Source organism: Kribbella amoyensis (assembly GCF_007828865.1).
GTDB lineage: Bacteria > Actinomycetota > Actinomycetes > Propionibacteriales > Kribbellaceae > Kribbella > Kribbella amoyensis.
The window spans coordinates 4,120,755-4,139,178 of sequence record NZ_VIVK01000001.1; the positions used below are offsets into that span (position 1 = coordinate 4,120,755).

The window sequence follows — 18,424 nt, forward strand, 5'->3', positions numbered from 1 at the left end:
TCGTCGGCCGAAGGCGCCGCGTCGCCCGCCGGACAGCCGCCGGCTGAGCGACTACCTCCTGTTCGAATGCACCGAACTCAGTGGTGGGGCCGGAGGGCGCGGTTGGCGGCTGGCTCGGCGATCTGGGCTCGGAAGGGGTGGGCCGGATAGACGCCCAGGAGCCTCACCTCGACCGAGAAGAAGGCCAGCTCTTCCAGCGCCAGCGCGACGTTCGGGTCTTCCGGATGACCTTCGATGTCGGCGTAGAACTGGGTGGCGAAGAAGGTGCCGCCGAGTTGGTAGCTCTCCAGCTTCGTCATGTTGACGTTGTTGGTCGCGAAACCGCCCAGCGCCTTGTACAGCGCGGCCGACACGTTGCGGACGCGGTACACGAAGCTGGTGATGACCGGACCCGCGTCCACCGGTGGGACTTCCGGCTCGCGGGACAGCACCAGGAAGCGGGTCGTGTTGTGGTGCTCGTCCTCCACGTCGGACGCGAGGATGTCCAGGCCGTACAGCTGCGCCGCGCCTCGCGGAGACAACGCGGCGACCGTCGGGTCTTGGAGTTCGGCGACTTCGCGGGCGGCGCCGGCGGTGTCGTCGGCGACCACCGTGGACCAGCCGTGTTCGCGAATGACCTTGCGGCACTGGCCGAGGGCGTGGACGTGGGAGCGGACGGTGCGGATCGAGTCCAGGGTCGCACCCGGAACCGCCATCAGCTGGAAGTGGATCGGGAGGAAGTGCTCGCCGATGATGTGCAGGCCGGACTCGGGCAGCAGGTGGTGGATGTCGGCGACGCGACCGGCGATGGAGTTGTCCACCGGGATCATCGCGAGCCCGGCCGCGCCCGAACTCACCGCCTCGAGTGCGTCCTCGAACGTCGTGCAGGGCAACTGCTCGCGGTCGGGGAACATCTCCGTACAAGCCATCGCCGAATTCGCGCCTGGCTCACCTTGATAAGCGATCGGTCCGTCCACGATCTCCCAGCCTACGCCCCGCCCGTCTCACAGCACGGATCAGGTGTCCGACTTGCGGACCTTCTTCGGGGCGCCGGTGACCGCGCGGCCCTCGAGTTGCTTGGCCTTGGTGGCGTAGAGGTCGACGTACTCCTGGCCGGACAGCTCCATGATCTTGTACATGATCTCGTCGGTGACGGCGCGCAGGATCAGCCGGTCACCCTCCATTCCCTCGTACCGGGAGAAGTCCAGCGGCTCGCCGAACTTGACCACCGGGGACGCCAGCGACGCGACCACCTTGCCGGGCGGGGCGACCTTGTCGGTGCCGATCACGCCGCACGGGATCACCGGGACCTTCGCCTCCAGCGCGAGCCGGGCGACGCCGGTACGGCCCTTGTACAGCTTGCCGTCGTGGGAGCGGGTGCCCTCGGGGTAGATGCCGAACAGCTCACCGCGTTCGAGCACCTTCATCCCGGCCCGCATCGCGCCCTCGGACGCCGACCCGCCGGACCGGTCGATCGGGACCTGGCCGGTGCCCTTGAAGAAGCCGCGCTGGAACCGGCCCTTGATCCCGGCACCGGTGAAGTAGTCGGACTTCGCGACGAAGGTGACCCGGCGGCGCAGGACCAGCGGCATGAAGATCCAGTCCGCGTACGACAGGTGGTTGCTGGCGATGATCGCCGGCCCCTGGACCGGGACGTGCTCGGCGCCTTCGACGACAGGCCGGAAGAGGCGCTTGACCGGCGGGCCGATCAGCACGTTCTTCAGCACCCAGTAGATGCCCTTGCCGTCCCCGTCACCGGCGTCGTCGACCGGTGGGCTCCGGTCCGGCTCGGGCCGCGGCGACTGCGCCGGTTGCGTCATCGATGTCCTTTCCTCACGAACCCCCGACCCCTCATGATGCCGTACCGCGCCGCCCGCGCGCGCCGACCGTGGCGAAGTCGGCGCGCGGGAACGCCTGACAATCCCGGCGCCGGGTTCGTAGGCTTCTCACGGCGGGCCCGTCCGGGCTCACGGGGCGCCGGGGACGGTGGGGAGGCGCGGGGCTGTGCGGACGAGCTTCAGGGCGGGACGGTTGACGGCGGTCGTGGGGGTGGTGGCCGCGGTCCTCGCCGGCCTGCCGCTGGCCGCGGGACCAGCAGCAGCGGACCCGGCCGCGAGTACAGCGGTGGTCGCCGACGAGGCGAAGGTGGTGCCGATCCAGGTCACCGGCCCGGCGTCGTCGCGGTTCAACCTGGTGGTGATGGGCGACGGGTACACCGCCGCCGAACTGCCGAAGTTCCGCGAGCAGGTCGACAAGCACCTGAACATCCTCTGGAGCATCGAGCCGTTCAAGTCGTACCGCAACTACCTCAACGTCTACGCGGTCGAGATCCCGTCTCCGCAGAGCGGCGTCGACTGCGACCCGGACCTGACCTCGCCGAAGGTCGACACCCCGCTCAGCATGGGTTTCTGGGGCGGCTGCAACCCGGCCAGCGTCCAGCGCCTGCTCACGGTCAGCTCGGCCGCTGCCGCGCAGTACGCCGACCTGGTGCCCGGCACCACCTCGGCCAACCGGCAGATCCTTGCTATCGGCAACAGCGACACGTACGGCGGCGCGGGCGGCTCGTACGCGACCGCGTCCGGCGGCAACGCGCTGTCGGCCCTGATCACCCCGCACGAGCTCGGTCACTCGCTCGGCGGCCTCCAGGACGAGTACGACTACTACGCCCGCGGCGACCGCGGCGCGCCGTACGCCGGGGGAGAGCCGAGCTCGATCCACCACACCCTGCTGACCGAGCAGCAGCTGCTCGACCAGCAGCGCAAGTGGTGGCGCTGGCTCGGTGAGGAGAGCGAGAGCGGCGGCCGGATCGGCCGGTACGAGGCCGGCATGTACGCCGGGTCCGGGGTCTGGCGGCCGAGCAAGCACTCGATGATGAAGGTGCTCGGGTACTACTTCGACCAGGTCTCCCGGGAGCGGATGACGCAGCGGATCTCGTCCCGCGCCGCGTTGTTCCAGGCAAGTACGCCGGCCGGGACGGTGGCCGGTGACCAGGTGGTCTGGCTGCAGACCCTGCACCCGGCCAGCCACGAGCTCGACGTCACCTGGACCCTCGACGGCGCCGTCGTCCCGGCGGGCAACAGCCGCGCCCTCGACCTCGGCACGCTCGACCTGGCCCCGGGGACGCACACGCTGACCGCGAAGATCGTCGACCCGACCGATTTCGTCCGCGATCCCGCGGTCCGCGACTCGCCCGCGCTGACCGAGACCCGGACGTGGACGGTCGACACCAGCCGCTCGGCCACGGCGGCGGAGGAGCCGGCGACGTTCACCACGTCGACCGCGACCGATCACCCGGTGAACGCCGACGAGGTGGTCTACGTCGAGACGAGCCAGTCCGACACGGTCCAGCCGGCCGTGAGCTGGCGGCTCGACGGGCGCCTGGTCCCGAATCCGGGCAACGACCGCGATCTCGCCCTCGCCCCGCTCCAGCTGACCGGCCGGCACACCCTGACCGCGACGGTCGGCGCCGACACCCTGACCTGGACGGTCGACGGTGCCGAGCCCGTGGTCACGCCGACGATGTCCCGGCCGTTGCTGACGGTGACGAAGCCGAGCGGGCCCGAGTACATCTACAACGACGCGTTCACGATGAAGCTGACCGCGACGGACGACAGCGACGGGTACGTCGTGCCGGAGTTCCGGGTCGACGGGGACGGTTGGTACAACTACTTCGGCTGGCCGACCGACGCGAACGCGCCGTTCCGGTTCACCGCCGAGGGCACAGAGATCGACCAGCTCGTCTACGGCAAGCTCGGCGTCCCGCGGGTGGTGCCGTGGGACGACGTCCCGTCGGGGTACGGACGGCACCAGGTCGAGTACCGCGCGATCGATGCCCCCGGCAACATCGGGTCGGCGGGCCGGTTCGCGGCCACGCTGCTCCGGCCGGTACCGGCCTGTACGACGACCGTGACGGGGACGCGGAGCGGGCCGCTGTACGTCGGATCCGGGGTGACCTGTCTCCAGGGTGCGACGGTGAACGGGCCGGTGACGGTCGCCGCCGGGGCCTCGCTGGTGAGTACGGATTCGACGATCTCGGGCCCGGTCAGCGCGTCCAGGGCCGTCCAGGTCCATCTGCTCCGGAGCAAGGTCAACGGTCCGGTCTCGCTCGACGGCACCACGCAGGCCGCGGTACTGGTCGGGACCACTGTCGGCGGACCCGTTTCCGTGGTCGGTGCGCGGACGACCGAGCCGGTCGTGCTGGCCGGGAACACCGTCAACGGCCCGCTCTCGTGCTCGGGGAACGCGGCCCCGCCGACCGACCTCCAGGCGCCGAACACGGTGGCCGGTCCCCGCGGCGGTCAATGCACTTCCCTCTGAGCCCGACCTGAGGGGAAGCTTTGCTCGGCGGGGCAAGGTGGCCCTCAGGCGGGAAGTGAGTGGAGATGGAAGGACTACGGATCGCGGCGCTGCTGGCGGCCACGATCACCACCGGCATGGTCGCGGGCGTGTACGCGATCTGGGCGAACACGATCATGCCGGGACTCGGCCGGACCGACGACCGGACCTTCGTCGGGGCGTTCCAGGCGATGGACCGGGCGATCCTCAACCCGGTCTTCATCGGCCTCGGGTTCCTCGGGTCGCTGGTGCTGACCCTGGTGGCCGGGCTGCTGCACCTCGGCGAGGACCCGCTGCCGTGGATCGCTGCCGCGTTCGTGCTGTACCTGCTGACCGTGATCATCACGATCTCGGCGAACGTCCCGCGCAACGACGCGCTGCGGGCGGCCGGCGACCCGGACACGATCGACGTCGCCGCCGCCCGGGCCGCCTTCGACGAGGCGCGCTGGCGACGGTTCAACCTGGCCCGGACCGGCCTGAACACGGTCGCCTTCGGGCTGCTCGCCTGGGCGCTGTTCCTGGCCGGGAAAGCCGCCGCGTAACCGGGGAGTGGGGCCGGGCCGTCCCCGCGGATGTGATGCCGGAGCGGCCCGGCTGCCAGAATGGCGGCGTGGCACCAGTACAAGCTCCGCCGTCCCAGCAACTGCCCGCGGTCCAGAAGTTGCGGATCCGCTTCGCCAAGCGCGGGCGGCTCCGCTTCACCTCGCACCGCGACTTCCAGCGCGCGTTCGAGCGGGCGGTCCGCCGGGCGGAGCTGCCGGTGGCCTTCTCGCACGGCTTCAGCCCGCACCCGAAGATCTCGTACGCCGGGGCCGCGCCGACCGGGGCCGCCTCGGAGGCGGAGTACCTGGAGATCTCGCTCACACACGAGCGGGAGCCGGAGCAGGTCCGGACCGCCCTGGACGAGGCGCTGCCGCCGGGGCTGGACATCCTCGAGGTGGTCACCGCGGGACCGGGGTCGCTGGCCGACCGGCTGGAGGTCAGCGAGTGGCTGATCGCGTTACCGGGCGTGGATCCGGCGGCGGCCGGGACCGCGGTCGAGGCGTTCCTGGCCCGGGAGGAAATTCTGGTCGAACGCATGACCAAACGGGGCCTTCGCTCGTTCGACTGTCGGGGTGCCGTTCTCCGACTCGCGGTCGGGAGTGAACCGGCGCCGGTTGCGGCATGTGCGATACTGCAAGTGGTGTTACGGCACGGAACCCCGGCCGTGAGACCCGACGACGTTCTCGCCGGCGTGCTCGAAGTAGCGACGCTCCCGGTGACGGGCCCGGCTCTTCTGACCAGGCTCGCCCAGGGCCCGCTCATCGCGGCCTCCGGCACGGTGGACGATCCGCTCGCTCGTGACCGCGACGCCACCCAGGCGACCGCGGCCGGCCAGGCGGACGCCGGCCACCAGACGCATCCAGCGGAGGGCGACGCCGCCGCTCCGACTGCGCCCTGACAGCGCGGGGGAGCGGGACCCAGAAGGCTTCCGCCGCGCGGGCACCGTTGCCCGCCGTGGCGAACCGAGACCGCTTTCTGGCTGCGCCGGACCTGTGACAGAGGTCCCCAGGGTGCGCCGGAAGGCCTGAGGAGACCCGCACCGCATGCTCGAGAACGAGCCGAACGACACCACCGAGGCAGCCGACGGCGCTGCCACCGCCCCGCAGCCGGCGAAGAAGGCCGCTGCGAAGAAGACGACTCGCAAGCGCGTCACCAAGAAGGCCGCCGCGAGCGCCCCGACCGATGCCGCGGACCCTGTGGACACCGTGGCCACCGAGGCAGTGAGTACCCAGTCCGACGCCGAGGCGTCCGACCCGGCACCGGCCCCGGCGAAGAAGACTGCCAAGCGCCCGGCGAAGAAGGCGGCGGCCAAGGCCCCCGCCAAGAAGGCCGCGGCCAAGCGCACCACCCGCAAGACCGCCGCCGCCCAGGATCCACTCCCGGAAGCTGACGAAGCAGCGACCGTGACCGCCGCCGACCCGGCCGCGGGCGAGTCGCTCGCGGACGCCGCCCCGGTCGTGGAGACCCCGGCCCCGGCCAAGAAGACCACCCGCAAGCGCACCTCGAAGAAGGCCGCCGCGGCCGGGCTCACCACCCCGGACTCCCCGCTCACCGACGGACCGGTCGCCCCTGCCGACGACGCCGCGGCCACCGCCGGTAGTGCGACCGCTGGTAGCGGCGTGACCGCTGGTACCGCGGCGACGGCCGTCGAGGCCGACACGGCCACCGAGGAAGAGACCGAACTCACCGCGGAGGCCGCCGCCCAGGCTGCCGCCGCGCCTGCGGAGCCGCAGGCGACCACCACGAGCGCCACCGACGGCCAGGCTGCCGCCGGCGAGCAGGCTGAGGCTGCGCCGCAGAGTGGGCGGCGGTCCCGGCGGCGGGCTCCTGCTGCCGCTGCCGTGCTGTTCCAGGCGCCGGAGCAGGTTGCCGCGCAGGCCGCTCAGGAGGTCGCCGAGCAGGCCGCCGCGACCAGCCCGGTCGAGGCGACGGCCGAGGTCACGCCGGAGGCGGGGACCGAGGAGCAGCCGACCACGTCGCGCCGCCGTCGCAGCCGACGGACCCGGGACGCCGAGGAGGCCCCGGCCGACCGCGCCGAGCCGGTCGTCGAGGAGGCCAAGCCGGACACCAAGCCGGAGACCAAGCCGGAGGAGGCCGAGGAGGCCACCGCCGAGGGCGAGTCCGACACCGATTCCGACGCGGACGAGCACGGTGAGGGCACCCGCCGTCGCCGTCGCCGCCGAGGCGGCCGTCGCCGCCGCAAGGCCGGCGACTCGGACTCCGACGAGCACTCCGACGACGACGAGCACGGCGCCGACGACGAGGCGGACGGCAAGTCCGACGGGTCCGACGACGACTCCGACGAGGCGAGCGCCGAGTCCGACGACGACGCCGAGGGGTCCGGCAGCGGATCCCGCCGCCGGCGCCGCCGTCGCCGCCGCAAGGGCGAGGACTCCGGTTCGTCGCCGGACGACCCGGACGAGACCGTCGTCCGCGTCCGCGAGCCGCGCAGCAAGAACACCGCGAACGAGATCACCGCGGTCGAGGGGTCGACGCGGCTGGAGGCGAAGAAGCAGCGCCGCCGCGAGGGCCGCGCCGCCGGTCGCCGCCGCGCGCCGATCGTCACCGAGGCCGAGTTCCTGGCCCGGCGCGAGTCGGTCGAGCGGACGATGGTGATCCGGGCCCGCGAGGACCTGACCCAGATCGCGGTGTCCGAGGACAACGTGCTGGTCGAGCACTACGTCGCCCAGGCGGAGCAGAGCTCGCTGATCGGGAACGTGTACCTCGGCCGGGTGCAGAACGTGCTGCCCAGCATGGAGGCCGCGTTCATCGACATCGGCAAGGGCCGCAACGCGGTGCTGTACGCCGGTGAGGTGGACTGGAACACGCTCGGCGGCGGCAACGGGCCGCGCAAGATCGAGTCCGTGCTGAAATCCGGCCAGGCGGTCCTGGTCCAGGTGACCAAGGACCCGATCGGCCACAAGGGCGCCCGGCTGACCAACCAGATCAGCCTGCCCGGCCGGTACGTCGTGTACGTGCCGCGCGGGGGCAACGGCGGGATCAGCCGCAAGCTGCCCGACACCGAGCGGAACCGGCTCAAGACCATCCTCAAGGACATCGTCCCGGACGAGGCGGGCGTGATCGTGCGCACCGCGGCCGAGGGCGCCTCGGAGGAGGAGCTGACCGCCGACGTCAGCCGACTGCAGAAGTACTGGACCGAGATCGACAAGAAGTCGAAGAACGGCCAGGCACCGCAGCTGCTGCACGGTGAGCCCGATCTGCTGATCCGGGTGGTGCGCGACCTGTTCACCGAGGACTTCACCAAGCTGGTGATCTCCGGCGACGACGCGTTCGACCAGGTTCGCGCGTACGTCTCCGACGTCGCCCCGCACCTGGCCGACCGGGTGGAGAAGTGGAGCGGGGACAGCGACGTCTTCGCGAACTTCCGGATCGACGAGCAGATCAAGAAGGCGCTGGACCGCAAGGTCTGGCTGCCTTCGGGTGGTTCGCTGATCATCGACCGGACCGAGGCGATGACGGTCGTCGACGTGAACACCGGCAAGTTCACCGGCTCCGGCGGCAACCTCGAGGAGACCGTCACCAAGAACAACCTGGAGGCGGCCGAGGAGATCGTTCGGCAGCTCCGGCTCCGCGACATCGGCGGCATCATCGTGATCGACTTCATCGACATGGTGCTGGAGTCGAACCGGGACCTGGTGCTGCGCCGGCTGGTCGAGTGCCTGGGCCGGGACCGGACCAAGCACCAGGTGGCCGAGGTGACGTCGCTGGGCCTGGTCCAGATGACCCGCAAGCGGATCGGTACCGGGCTGCTCGAGGCGTTCAGCGAGAACTGCGACCACTGCGGTGGCCGCGGCCTGATCCTGCACGACGAGCCGAAGGAGTCGCGCCGCCGGGCCGACGGCCGCAACGGTCACGACCACGGCGCCAAGGGTGGCGGCGACGGCGAGAACAAGAAGAGCTCGCGCCGCAACCGCCGCGGCAAGAACCGCGACGAGGACCACACCGAGTCCACCGAGGCCGCCACCGGCGGTAACGGCAACGGTGACGCCGCCCAGCGGCTGGCCCAGATCGCGGCCGCCTCCAACGGCAACGGCAACGGCAACGGCAACGGGCACCAGGCCGACGGCGAGTCCACCGAGGCTCCGGCCGAGGCGGCGCACGCCGACCACGGCACGTCCGCCCAGACCAGCGCTGACCAGGGCGCCACTGACCACAGTGGTGACCAGGGCAGCGGTGAGCGGGGCGCTACGGACCAGGGCGCGGCGGACCGGGGTACGGGCGAGCAGTCCGCGGCCGACGGCGACCAGGGCAAGGCGGAGCAGAACGGGACGCCCTCCAAGAGCACCCGGCGGCGGCGTGGCGGCCGTGGCCGGGCGAAGGCGGAGAGCGACGGCAGCGCGGCGAGCAGCACCGATTCGGACGCCGGGACCACGGCGCCCGAGCTGGTGTCGACGTCACACTGACCCCGGTTTGACCCGCTTGTGACGCGCCCCGTAAACTTGAGCTTCGGCGCGCGTCACGCGTGCCTCCTTTGTGTGGGCCGCCAAGTGTAGGTCTGTGCAGGCCCCGAGTAAGTCTTCCGAACAAACAGAGAGTGAGATCCACGGTGTACGCGATCGTGCGCAGTGGCGGCACCCAGCAGAAGGTCGCCGTCGGCGATGTCATCGAGATCGACAGCCTGACGGACCAGGTCGGCGACACGGTTTCGCTGCCCGCAGTCCTCGTCGTCGATGGCGACACCGTGACGACCGATGCTGCCGCGCTGGCCAAGGTGGCCGTGTCCGCAGAGGTCCTCGGCCGCACCAAGGGCCCGAAGATCAACATCCTCAAGTACAAGAACAAGACCGGTTACCGCAAGCGCCAGGGGCACCGTCAGCACTACACCCAGGTCAAGGTCACCGCGATCGACGCGAAGAAGAAGTGAGCTGATCAGTCATGGCACACAAGAAGGGCGCGGCGTCCACCCGTAACGGGCGGGACTCGAACGCGCAGCGGCTCGGCGTCAAGCGGTACGGCGGCCAGCTGGTCAACGCCGGCGAGATCATCGTCCGGCAGCGTGGCACCCACTTCCACCCGGGCAACCTGGTCGGCCGTGGCGGCGACGACACCCTGTTCGCGCTGGCCGAGGGCCAGGTCGAGTTCGGCACCCGCCGGGGTCGTCGCGTCGTGAACATCGTCCCGGTCCCGGCGGAGTAACACCGCCACCCGGTACAGCAAGCCTTGTGAAAGGGCGGGTCGCGGAATACCGCGGACCCGCCCTTTCGCTGTGTGTAGCACGAACCCCAGCAGTCCGAAGGAAAGAGACATCGATGGCGATCCCCAGCTTCGTCGACCGGGTCACGGTGCACGTCACCGGTGGCAACGGCGGGAACGGCTGCGCCTCGGTGCACCGGGAGAAGTTCAAACCGCTCGGCGGCCCCGACGGCGGCAACGGCGGTGACGGCGGCAGCGTGATCCTGCGCGTCGACCCGGACCTGACCACGCTGGTCGACTACCACCGGTCCGGCCACCGCTCCGCGACGAACGGTGCCCAGGGCAAGGGCGACAACCAGGCCGGCAGCAAGGGCGGCGACGTCGTCCTCCCGGTCCCGGACGGCACGGTCGTCAGTACGCCGGACGGCGAGGTGCTCGCGGACCTGGTCGGACCGGGCGCCGAGTTCGTCGCGGCCCAGGGCGGCAAGGGTGGTCTCGGCAACGCGGCGCTGGCCAGCTCGGCCCGGAAGGCGCCCGGCTTCGCCCTGCTCGGCGAGGACGGCGAGGAGCGGACCGTCGTCCTCGAGCTCAAGGTCGTCGCCGACATCGGCCTGGTCGGCTTCCCGAGCGCGGGCAAGTCCTCGCTGGTCGCCTCGATCAGCCGGGCCCGGCCGAAGATCGCGGACTACCCCTTCACCACCCTGATCCCGAACCTCGGCGTCGTGGTCGCCGGGGACACCACCTTCACTGTCGCGGACGTGCCGGGCCTGATCGAGGGCGCGAGCGAGGGCCGCGGTCTCGGCCACGACTTCCTCCGCCACGTCGAGCGGTGCGCCGCGCTGATCCACGTGATCGACTGCGCGACGTACGAGCCGGGCCGCGATCCGCTCAGCGACCTGGACACGATCGAGGCCGAGCTCACCGCGCACGGCGGCCTGGACGACCGGCCCCGGCTGGTCGCGCTGAACAAGGTGGACGTGCCGGACGCCCGCGAGATCGCCGAGATGGTGACGGCCGAGCTGGAGCAGCGCGGCCTGAAGGTGTTCTCGATCTCGACCGCGAGCCACGAGGGCCTGGAGGCGCTCAAGTTCGCGATGGCCGAGCTGGTGACCAAGCGCCGGGCCGAGACCGAGAAGCCCGACACGACCCGGATCGTGATCCGCCCGCAGGTGGCCGGCGGGCCGGAGTTCAAGGTCCGCAAGACCCCCGAGGGCGGCTGGCTGGTGACCGGCGAGAAGCCCGAGCGCTGGGTCCGGCAGACCGACTTCGCGAACGCCGAGGCGACCGGGTACCTGGCCGACCGGCTGAACCGGCTCGGCGTGGAGAAGACGCTGCTGGACAAGGGCGCGATCGAGGGCGACGCGGTGATCATCGGCGACGGCCCGAACGCGGTCGTGTTCGACTTCGCCCCCGAGGTGCAGGCCGGCGCGGAGATCCTGGCCCGGCGCGGCGAGGACCACCGGCTGGACGAGGTCCGGCCGGCCGAACTGCGCCGGCGCGCCAAGGACGAGGAGTACCACGCCCGCCGGTCGGGCGAGCTGGAGCGGCCGGCGGACCTGTCGGAGTACGGGCAGAACTGGGGCGAGGACGAGGTGGACCTGTCCCCGGCGGAGGCGAAGGCGGCAGCCAGAGCCGCGGCGAAGCTGGCGCGCAAGGAAGCGCTCCAGCGGGCCGCGGACGAGGAACTCGACCAGAACGAGTGATCGCATGAAGCAACGCGCGGAGGTCGTCGAGGCCACCCGCATCGTGGTGAAGGTCGGCTCCTCGTCGCTCACCCAGCGCGGCCGGATCGACCTCGAGCGCCTCCGGTTGCTCGTCGACGCCCTCGCGGCCCGGCGGGTCGGCGGGACCGAGGTCGTGCTGGTCTCCTCCGGCGCGATCGCGGCCGGCCTGGCCCCGATGGGTCTGCGCTCCCGGCCACGCGACCTCGCCACCCAGCAGGCGGCCGCGTCCGTCGGCCAGGGCCTGCTGATGGCCCGGTACAGCGACGCCTTCGCGGCTCACGGGCTCAAGGTCGGCCAGGTGCTGCTGACCGTGGACGACGTGACCCGGCGCAGCCACTACCGGAACGCGTACCGGACGTTCGCCCGGCTGCTCGAGCTCGGTGTGGTCCCGATCGTCAACGAGAACGACACCGTCGCGACCACGGAGATCCGGTTCGGCGACAACGACCGCCTCGCCGCCCTGACCAGCCACCTGGTGCACACCGACCTGCTGGTCCTGCTCTCCGACGTGGAGGGCCTGTACGACGGGGATCCGCGCCGCCCGGGGACGACGATGCTCACCGACGTTCGTGGTCCCGCGGACCTGGAGCCGCTGAAGATCGGCCGGTCCGGGTCCTCCGGCGTCGGTACCGGCGGGATGCAGACGAAGGTGGAGGCGGCCGCGATCGCCACGGAGGCAGGGATTCCGGTGGTGCTCACGTCGGCGGCCCACGTCGGCGAGGCGCTGCGCGGGGACAAGGTGGGCACGCTGTTCCACCCGACCGGGCGTCGTCGGAAGACGCGGTTGCTGTGGCTCGCGCATGCCACCTCGGGTCAGGGCCGGCTGCAGCTCGACGAGGGCGCGGTCCGGGCGGTGACGGAGCGGCGTACGTCGTTGTTGCCGGCCGGGATCAGTTCGGTCGAGGGGACGTTCTCGGCGGGAGATCCGGTGGACCTGGTCTCGCCCGCCGGCGTCGTCGTCGCGCGCGGGCTGGTGAACTACGACGCCACCGAGCTGCCCGATCTGCTCGGCCGGTCGACCCGGGATCTCGCGCGTGAACTCGGCGCGGCGTACGAGCGGGAAGTGGTGCACCGCGACGACCTCGTCCTGCTCTGATGGACGCCGTGCAGAAGGTCGCGTGGGGGCTGCTCGCGGCGTGGATCGTCCACGACCTCGAGGAACTCGCGACGATGCCCGGCTGGTCCCAGCGGGCGGCCGCCGATCTCCCGGCGCCGATCGGCAAGATCCTGCCGATGTCACGGGCTGAAGCAGCGACCGCGGTCGGCCTGACCGGTGTGGCGATGGCCGCCGCCTCGGCCGCGGGCGCGGCGACGGGCGGGCGGAGCAAGTTCTTCCAGGCGTCGCTGACCGGATTCGGCCTCCACGCGGGCACGCACCTCGCGCAGTCCGCGCTGCACCGCGGGTACACGCCCGGGCTGGTGACGACGCCGCTCGTGGTCATCCCGTACTCCTTGTGGGCTTGGCGCCGGCTGCGACTGAGCGGCGTACCGCAGGCGCCGTCCGATGTGCGGCTCAACCTGGCGCTGGCCGCGGTGGTGCCGTTGTCGCATCTGGTCGCCCGGCTGCCTCGGCTGCTGCGGCGGAAGGTTGTCCACAGGCGCTGAGACGGCTGCGCGGCGGACGGGCCGATCGCAATACGATGAAGGCGTGAGCGAGATCATCGAACTGTGCCGGCGGGCGCGGGAGGCGTCGTACGCCTTGGCCGCGGCGTCCCGCGCGACCAAGGACACCGCCCTGCGTGCCATGGCGGCGGCGCTGCGTGCCCACACCGACGCGATCGTCACGGCGAACGCGAAGGACGTGGCCGCCGCGCGCGAAGCCGGGACCCCGGAGTCGACGGTGGACCGGCTCGCCCTCGACCCGGCCCGGGTGGACGGGATGGCGGCGGGCCTGGAGCAGCTGGCCGGCCTGGTGGACCCGGTCGGCGAGGTGGTCCGCGGCTACACCCTGGCGAACGGCCTGGAGCTGCGCCAGGTCCGGGTGCCGTTCGGCGTGGTCGGCATCATCTACGAGGCCCGGCCGAACGTGACGGCCGACGCGGCCGGCATCGCCCTGAAGTCCGGGAACGCGGTGCTCCTGCGTGGTTCCGCCTCGGCCGCTTCGTCGAACGAGGCGATCGTCGCCGTCCTGCGCGACGCCGTGGTCGAGGCCGGGCTGCCCGCGGACGTGATCCAGGGCGTTCCGGGGGACCGGGCCGCGGTGAAGGAGCTCATGCAGGCGCGTGGGCTGGTCGACGTGCTGATCCCTCGCGGTGGCGCGGGCCTGATCCAGACCGTGGTGACCGAGTCGACCGTGCCGGTGATCGAGACCGGGGTTGGCAACTGCCACGTGTACGTCGACGCGGACGCCGATCTCGACCTCGCGCTGACGATCCTGCTCAACTCGAAGACCCAGCGCCCGAGTGTCTGCAACGCGGCCGAGTCGCTGCTGGTGCACGCCGAGGTCGCCGACGAGTTCCTCGCGAAAGCCCTGCCGGCGTTGGCTTCCGCGGGCGTGACCGTCCACGGCGATCCCGCGGTTGTTGCTCAGGGCAATGGGGTGGTCGCCGCGACCGACGAGGACTACGGCCGGGAGTACAACTCGCTCGACCTGTCCGCGGCCGTCGTCGACTCGCTGGACGCCGCGATCGACCACATCCGCAAGTACAGCTCGGCCCACACGGACGCGATCATCACCCGGTCCCAGTCCACCGCCCGGCGGTTCGTCCAGGCCGTCGACTCGGCGGCGGTCGTGGTGAATGCGAGCACGCGGTTCACCGACGGGGGCGAGTTCGGCTTCGGCGCCGAGATCGGCATCTCCACCCAGAAGTTGCACGCCCGTGGCCCGATGGGGCTGCCGGAGATGACCAGCACCAAGTACGTCGTCACCGGCGAGGGCCAGATCCGGACCTGACGTCCTACCGGGGCCGGCGTCGTCACCGGGTCAGTGTCGTCACCTGGTCAGCAACGGGGCGGCGTCGATGGAGTGGACGGTGAGCGCGGCCGAGGTGAGCGCCGCGAGTGAGGCGACGTGCTTGGCGTCCACCGCGAGATCGGCGAGCTGGACCGGACCGGTGTGAGCCGGCCAGTCGAGGACCGCGGCCGGTTGATCGGGCGGCGTGACGACGATCTTGCGGAAGTCGGCGCGGATCCCGTCCCCGGTCGCCTTCACCAGCGCCTCCTTGCGCGTCCAGTACTGGGTGAACGCGCGCGCCCGATCGGTTTCGGCGTACCGGGTGAGGTGGGCGGCCTCGCTGTCGGCCAGGGTGATGGTGGCGAGGGCGTCGGGGTCGAGCTTGGGGTCGACGAGTTCGACGTCGAGTCCGACCGGCGTACTCGGGTGGAACGCGACCCCGATCAGGTCCCCGGAGTGCGACACGGAGACCTGCATCCCGTCCGCGTGCACCTTGCCGTGCGGCCGCCCGCAGTCCGGGCAGGTGCGATCGAGCTGGACCGCGGCCGGGGGAAGGAGCAGGTGTACTCCGAGGACCCGGCGCACGATCGCCACACCGAGGAGGAACCGCGCCTTGTCCTCGTCCCGCGCGTAGGCGTTCAGGCGTTCCCGCTCGACCGCGTCCAGGTCGTCGGCCAACGCCGGGCGACTGTCGTCCAGGCGGGCCCACCAAACCTCGACGGCACTCACGATGCCTCACCCCTGCAAGGCGTGCGTGGTCGGTTGGGAGAGGTCATGAGGCGGTTGCGGTCCGGGCGGCCCAGTCGACCGCGTCGGCCAGGTCGGTCACGGGGTACCGGACGGCCTGGACGGTGCGATCGGGCGCGGCGACGAGGACGAAGCGTTTGAGGCGTTCGATGCCGCCGGCGCGGAAGGTCGGGAGGCGGAGTGCGGCCGTGAGTCCGAGCTCGACGTCGGAGAGCAGGACGTGGGGGATCTTCTCCAGCTCCGCGAAGGCGCTCTGCTCGTCCGGTCGCTGCGTACTCACCCCGTGTACGGCGATCCCGGCGGCGGCGAACTCGCTGGACCGCTCGGCGAACAACCGGTTCTCCAACGTGCACCCGTGCGCGCCGGCGATGTCCTTCCAGTCGTCCGGCAGCGGAGCCGGTCGGCCGGTCGCCGGATAGCCGAAGAGCACGGTCGCCCTCGCCTCGCCGGACACCACGTCCACCTGTTCGCCGTTGGTAGCCGGGAGCAACAGATCCGTGGGGATGCGGTGCCCCACCAGCTCGTGCAGACGCTGGGCCGGGAGCTCGTCCTCGGTGTTCGTCCCGGTGAGCTCGCCGTCGTCCAGCAACCACCGATCACCCCAGTCCTGCAAAGCCACCAACACCGGCAGCAACGCCCGGCCCCGAGCGGTCAGCCGATACGCGTACCGAGTCGGCCGCACCTGGTACGGAGTCCGCTCGGCGATCCCGTTGTCGAGCAATCCGGTCAGCCGCTCCGTGAGGACCTTCCGGGAGATCCGCAGAGAATCCGCCAGCAGATCGAACCGATCCAGCCCCCGCGCCAGATCCCGGACGATCAGCAGTTCCCACCCGTCCCCGACCACCGCCAGCGCCTGAGCCACCGCACAATCCGCCTCCGGAGCAAAACTACTCCGCCGCACCAGCCACCCTCCCAACCACCAGAAACCGAACCCCCACGCTAACCGCCACCCCCACCACCATCACCCGGCCCCGACCAACCAACGCAACACCCCCACCCGAGCTACGACTCCCGCCAGCACGGGCACGGACGGCGAGCACGGTGGCACTGGCGGCCGGCCGATGGCGGGTTGTTTGATGGATAGCGCGCTGCAACACGCCACCCGCCAAACTACGCGTCACTCGCACAACAACGCGCCAGCGAGCACGCCCGGCAGCTGCGGAGGTTGCCCGGTCAGGATGCGGGCAGGCGGGGAGCAGGCGGTGCGAGGTGGCGGCCGGGTGCAGATGCTGTTGGCCGGGGTGCGGGCAGCTCGGGTTGAAGGTCGGCTCAGCCGGTGCTGCCGGTTGGTCGGTGGCGGGTTGTTTGATGGATGGCGCGCTGCAACACGCCATCGGCCCAACAACCCGTCACTCGGCAAACAACGCATCAGTCGGGGAGGGGGGCTGGGCGGCCTTCCCAGCGGGTGGAGAGGACTACCGTCGTTCGGGTTCTGACTACGCCGTTGACGCGGCGCAGTGAGCCGACCACGGCCTCCAGCGCTATCACATCCGGGACGCGGACCTTGACCACCAGCTCCTGGTCGCCGGCTACGAACCAGCAGTCCTCGACGGCGGGGATCTCGCGGACCTGGTCGACGATGTCGTCGGTCTCCACGTCGTCGCGCTGGAAGAGACCGATCAGGGCGCTGGTCCCGAGGCCGACGTGATCGGGCGCGACCACGGCGCGGTAGCCGAGGAGTACGCCGCGTTCCTCCAGTCGCTTGACCCTTTCCTGGACGCTCGGGCCGGACAACCCGACCACCCGGCCCAGCTCGGCCCAGCTGGACCGGCCGTTCGCGCGCAGTGCCTCGACCAGTTGCCGATCGATCGCGTCCATGTGAATCCTCCCGTTCGCCGCAGATTCGTAGGGAGATCATCGAATCTGCCTTTAATTCGTTGTGTACGCCCGGTCTCCAGCGTACAATTTCAAGCGTTCGGGGTCGCCGCCCCGAGTCTTGGAACCAACTCTGTGAAGGAATCATGATCACCCCCGAAGTCGCCCGTGCCCACATCGACGAGATGCGCCGTGTCGCCGCTCTGCAGCACCGCGGTGTCGCCGCGTCCCCCTCGGTCTGGCGCCGGCTGCTCACCCGCACCACCCGCCGCCACTGATCCGTCCACCGATTCACTCCCAGCCCCACTCCCAGCGGCCGCGCACCGTGCAGCGGTCCGGCCGCTGATCGACCAGCCGCCAGGCTCCGCGCGACCGGCAGGCCGTCCAGGCCCACCGGTCGCGCTCGCTTGCCGGGACAGGAGATAGGCTTCGCCCCATGGTTTCCGAACTCCTGCCGCAGCTGGCTCCGCTCGAAGAGGCCGCCGGTGAGGCCGCGCACATCTCCCCGTGGTGGTACGGCGGGTTCACCCTGGTCGTGCTGGCCGGTCTGCTGGCCGTCACCCTGATCATGGGCAAGGGCCGGCCGCACAGCTGAGCGGCCGACAGCGGGCAGACGTGAACTCCCCGGAGCGGGTCCGGCGCCTCGGCGTGATGGGTGGCACCTTCGACCCGATCCACCACGGCCACCTGGTCGCGGCCAGCGAGGTGCAGTCGTACTTCGACCTGGACGAGGTCATCTTCGTCCCGACCGGCCAGCCCTGGCAGAAGTCGGACCGGGACGTGTCCCCGGCCGAGGACCGGTACCTGATGACGGTCATCGCGACCGCCTCCAATCCGCGCTTCTCGGTCAGCCGGGTCGACATCGACCGCCCGGGCCCGACGTACACGATCGACACGCTGCGCGACCTGTCCCAGCTGTACCCCGGGGCCGAGCTGTTCTTCATCACCGGGGCCGACGCGCTCGCGCAGATCCTGACCTGGCGCGACGTCGACGAGATGTTCAAGCTGGCCCGCTTCGTCGGCTGTACCCGGCCGGGGACCGAGGCGGCCGAGCTGCCGCTGGACCGGCTGCCGATGGACCGGATCACGCTGCTCGAGGTGCCCGCGCTGGCGATCTCGTCGACCGAGTGCCGGCAGCGGGTCGCGAAGGGCCACCCGACGTGGTACCTGGTCCCGGACGGGATCGTCCAGTACATCGCCAAGCGCGATCTCTACACCAACCACTAGAAGGTAC

At 71.2% G+C, this 18,424-nt stretch carries 18 protein-coding genes; 13 read left to right on the forward strand and 5 right to left on the reverse strand.

Annotated features, from left to right (window positions below):
• Positions 1-77 precede the first annotated feature (77 nt).
• On the reverse strand, positions 78-956 hold the full coding sequence (locus FB561_RS19510) for a prephenate dehydratase (protein WP_145808628.1): 879 nt from the start codon (positions 954-956) through the stop codon (positions 78-80).
• Between the two features lie 39 nt (positions 957-995).
• On the reverse strand, positions 996-1,799 hold the full coding sequence (locus FB561_RS19515; RefSeq protein WP_145808629.1) for a lysophospholipid acyltransferase family protein: 804 nt from the start codon (positions 1,797-1,799) through the stop codon (positions 996-998).
• 211 nt (positions 1,800-2,010) lie between these two features.
• Between FB561_RS19515 and FB561_RS19520 the strand changes: the two genes are divergently transcribed.
• From FB561_RS19520 to FB561_RS19565, 10 genes are all read left to right on the forward strand, one after another.
• The gene (locus FB561_RS19520) at positions 2,011-4,296 is read left to right on the forward strand and encodes a M64 family metallopeptidase (RefSeq protein ID WP_238334914.1); all 2,286 of its coding nucleotides are present in this window, start codon (positions 2,011-2,013) and stop codon (positions 4,294-4,296) included.
• A 65-nt stretch (positions 4,297-4,361) separates the two neighbouring features.
• Positions 4,362-4,856 (forward strand): anthrone oxygenase family protein, encoded by a 495-nt coding sequence (locus FB561_RS19525; protein WP_145808631.1) that lies wholly within the window; start codon positions 4,362-4,364, stop codon positions 4,854-4,856.
• Between the two features lie 68 nt (positions 4,857-4,924).
• On the forward strand, positions 4,925-5,755 hold the full coding sequence (locus FB561_RS19530; protein ID WP_145808633.1) for a TIGR03936 family radical SAM-associated protein: 831 nt from the start codon (positions 4,925-4,927) through the stop codon (positions 5,753-5,755).
• A 145-nt stretch (positions 5,756-5,900) separates the two neighbouring features.
• On the forward strand, positions 5,901-9,281 hold the full coding sequence (locus tag FB561_RS19535; RefSeq protein WP_145808635.1) for an Rne/Rng family ribonuclease: 3,381 nt from the start codon (positions 5,901-5,903) through the stop codon (positions 9,279-9,281).
• 143 nt (positions 9,282-9,424) lie between these two features.
• Positions 9,425-9,742 (forward strand): 50S ribosomal protein L21, encoded by a 318-nt coding sequence (gene rplU, locus FB561_RS19540; RefSeq protein WP_145813181.1) that lies wholly within the window; start codon positions 9,425-9,427, stop codon positions 9,740-9,742.
• An 11-nt stretch (positions 9,743-9,753) separates the two neighbouring features.
• Entirely contained in the window at positions 9,754-10,014 is a 261-nt protein-coding gene (gene rpmA, locus FB561_RS19545; protein ID WP_145808637.1) for a 50S ribosomal protein L27, read from the forward strand.
• Between the two features lie 113 nt (positions 10,015-10,127).
• Positions 10,128-11,714, forward strand: a complete 1,587-nt coding sequence (obgE, locus tag FB561_RS19550; RefSeq protein ID WP_145808639.1) for a GTPase ObgE — start codon at positions 10,128-10,130, stop codon at positions 11,712-11,714.
• Between the two features lie 4 nt (positions 11,715-11,718).
• Positions 11,719-12,831 carry a glutamate 5-kinase gene (proB, locus tag FB561_RS19555; protein WP_145808642.1) on the forward strand — a complete coding sequence of 371 codons (1,113 nt, stop codon included), beginning with the start codon at positions 11,719-11,721 and terminating at the stop codon, positions 12,829-12,831.
• Positions 12,831-13,340 (forward strand): HXXEE domain-containing protein, encoded by a 510-nt coding sequence (locus FB561_RS19560; RefSeq protein ID WP_145808644.1) that lies wholly within the window; start codon positions 12,831-12,833, stop codon positions 13,338-13,340. Before proB ends, FB561_RS19560 begins: the two co-directional genes overlap by 1 nt.
• A 43-nt stretch (positions 13,341-13,383) precedes the next feature.
• Entirely contained in the window at positions 13,384-14,628 is a 1,245-nt protein-coding gene (locus tag FB561_RS19565) for a glutamate-5-semialdehyde dehydrogenase (protein WP_145808646.1), read from the forward strand.
• Between the two features lie 39 nt (positions 14,629-14,667).
• Here the strand turns inward: FB561_RS19565 and FB561_RS19570 are convergent, their stop codons facing one another.
• The 3 genes from FB561_RS19570 to FB561_RS19580 all read right to left on the reverse strand — a co-directional run bounded on the left by FB561_RS19570 (position 14,668) and on the right by FB561_RS19580 (position 17,193).
• Positions 14,668-15,357 carry a 4'-phosphopantetheinyl transferase family protein gene (locus FB561_RS19570; RefSeq protein ID WP_145808648.1) on the reverse strand — a complete coding sequence of 230 codons (690 nt, stop codon included), beginning with the start codon at positions 15,355-15,357 and terminating at the stop codon, positions 14,668-14,670.
• 43 nt (positions 15,358-15,400) lie between these two features.
• Positions 15,401-16,237, reverse strand: a complete 837-nt coding sequence (locus tag FB561_RS19575; protein ID WP_238334915.1) for a winged helix-turn-helix transcriptional regulator — start codon at positions 16,235-16,237, stop codon at positions 15,401-15,403.
• Positions 16,238-16,743: 506 nt separating this feature from the next.
• Positions 16,744-17,193: an Lrp/AsnC family transcriptional regulator gene (locus tag FB561_RS19580; protein WP_145808664.1), complete on the reverse strand. Its 450-nt coding sequence runs from the start codon at positions 17,191-17,193 to the stop codon at positions 16,744-16,746.
• 143 nt (positions 17,194-17,336) lie between these two features.
• On the opposite strand from FB561_RS19580, the gene FB561_RS39015 reads away from it, so the two are divergent.
• From FB561_RS39015 to nadD, 3 genes are all read left to right on the forward strand, one after another.
• The gene (locus FB561_RS39015) at positions 17,337-17,468 is read left to right on the forward strand and encodes a hypothetical protein (protein ID WP_272952549.1); all 132 of its coding nucleotides are present in this window, start codon (positions 17,337-17,339) and stop codon (positions 17,466-17,468) included.
• A 158-nt stretch (positions 17,469-17,626) separates the two neighbouring features.
• Positions 17,627-17,785, forward strand: a complete 159-nt coding sequence (locus FB561_RS37945) for a hypothetical protein (protein ID WP_170284719.1) — start codon at positions 17,627-17,629, stop codon at positions 17,783-17,785.
• A gap of 20 nt (positions 17,786-17,805) precedes the next feature.
• Positions 17,806-18,417 (forward strand): nicotinate-nucleotide adenylyltransferase, encoded by a 612-nt coding sequence (nadD, locus tag FB561_RS19585; RefSeq protein ID WP_145808666.1) that lies wholly within the window; start codon positions 17,806-17,808, stop codon positions 18,415-18,417.
• Positions 18,418-18,424: the final 7 nt, after the last annotated feature.

Coding starts and splice junctions, on each gene's coding strand:
- FB561_RS19515 (WP_145808629.1), bottom strand. CDS start 1,799: ATGACGCAACCGGCGCAGTCGCCGCGGCCCGAGCCGGACCGGAGCCCA.
- FB561_RS19525 (WP_145808631.1), top strand. CDS start 4,362: ATGGAAGGACTACGGATCGCGGCGCTGCTGGCGGCCACGATCACCACC.
- FB561_RS19535 (WP_145808635.1), top strand. CDS start 5,901: ATGCTCGAGAACGAGCCGAACGACACCACCGAGGCAGCCGACGGCGCT.
- rpmA (WP_145808637.1), top strand. CDS start 9,754: ATGGCACACAAGAAGGGCGCGGCGTCCACCCGTAACGGGCGGGACTCG.
- obgE (WP_145808639.1), top strand. CDS start 10,128: ATGGCGATCCCCAGCTTCGTCGACCGGGTCACGGTGCACGTCACCGGT.
- proB (WP_145808642.1), top strand. CDS start 11,719: ATGAAGCAACGCGCGGAGGTCGTCGAGGCCACCCGCATCGTGGTGAAG.
- FB561_RS19560 (WP_145808644.1), top strand. CDS start 12,831: ATGGACGCCGTGCAGAAGGTCGCGTGGGGGCTGCTCGCGGCGTGGATC.
- FB561_RS19580 (WP_145808664.1), bottom strand. CDS start 17,193: ATGGACGCGATCGATCGGCAACTGGTCGAGGCACTGCGCGCGAACGGC.
- FB561_RS39015 (WP_272952549.1), top strand. CDS start 17,337: ATGATCACCCCCGAAGTCGCCCGTGCCCACATCGACGAGATGCGCCGT.
- FB561_RS37945 (WP_170284719.1), top strand. CDS start 17,627: ATGGTTTCCGAACTCCTGCCGCAGCTGGCTCCGCTCGAAGAGGCCGCC.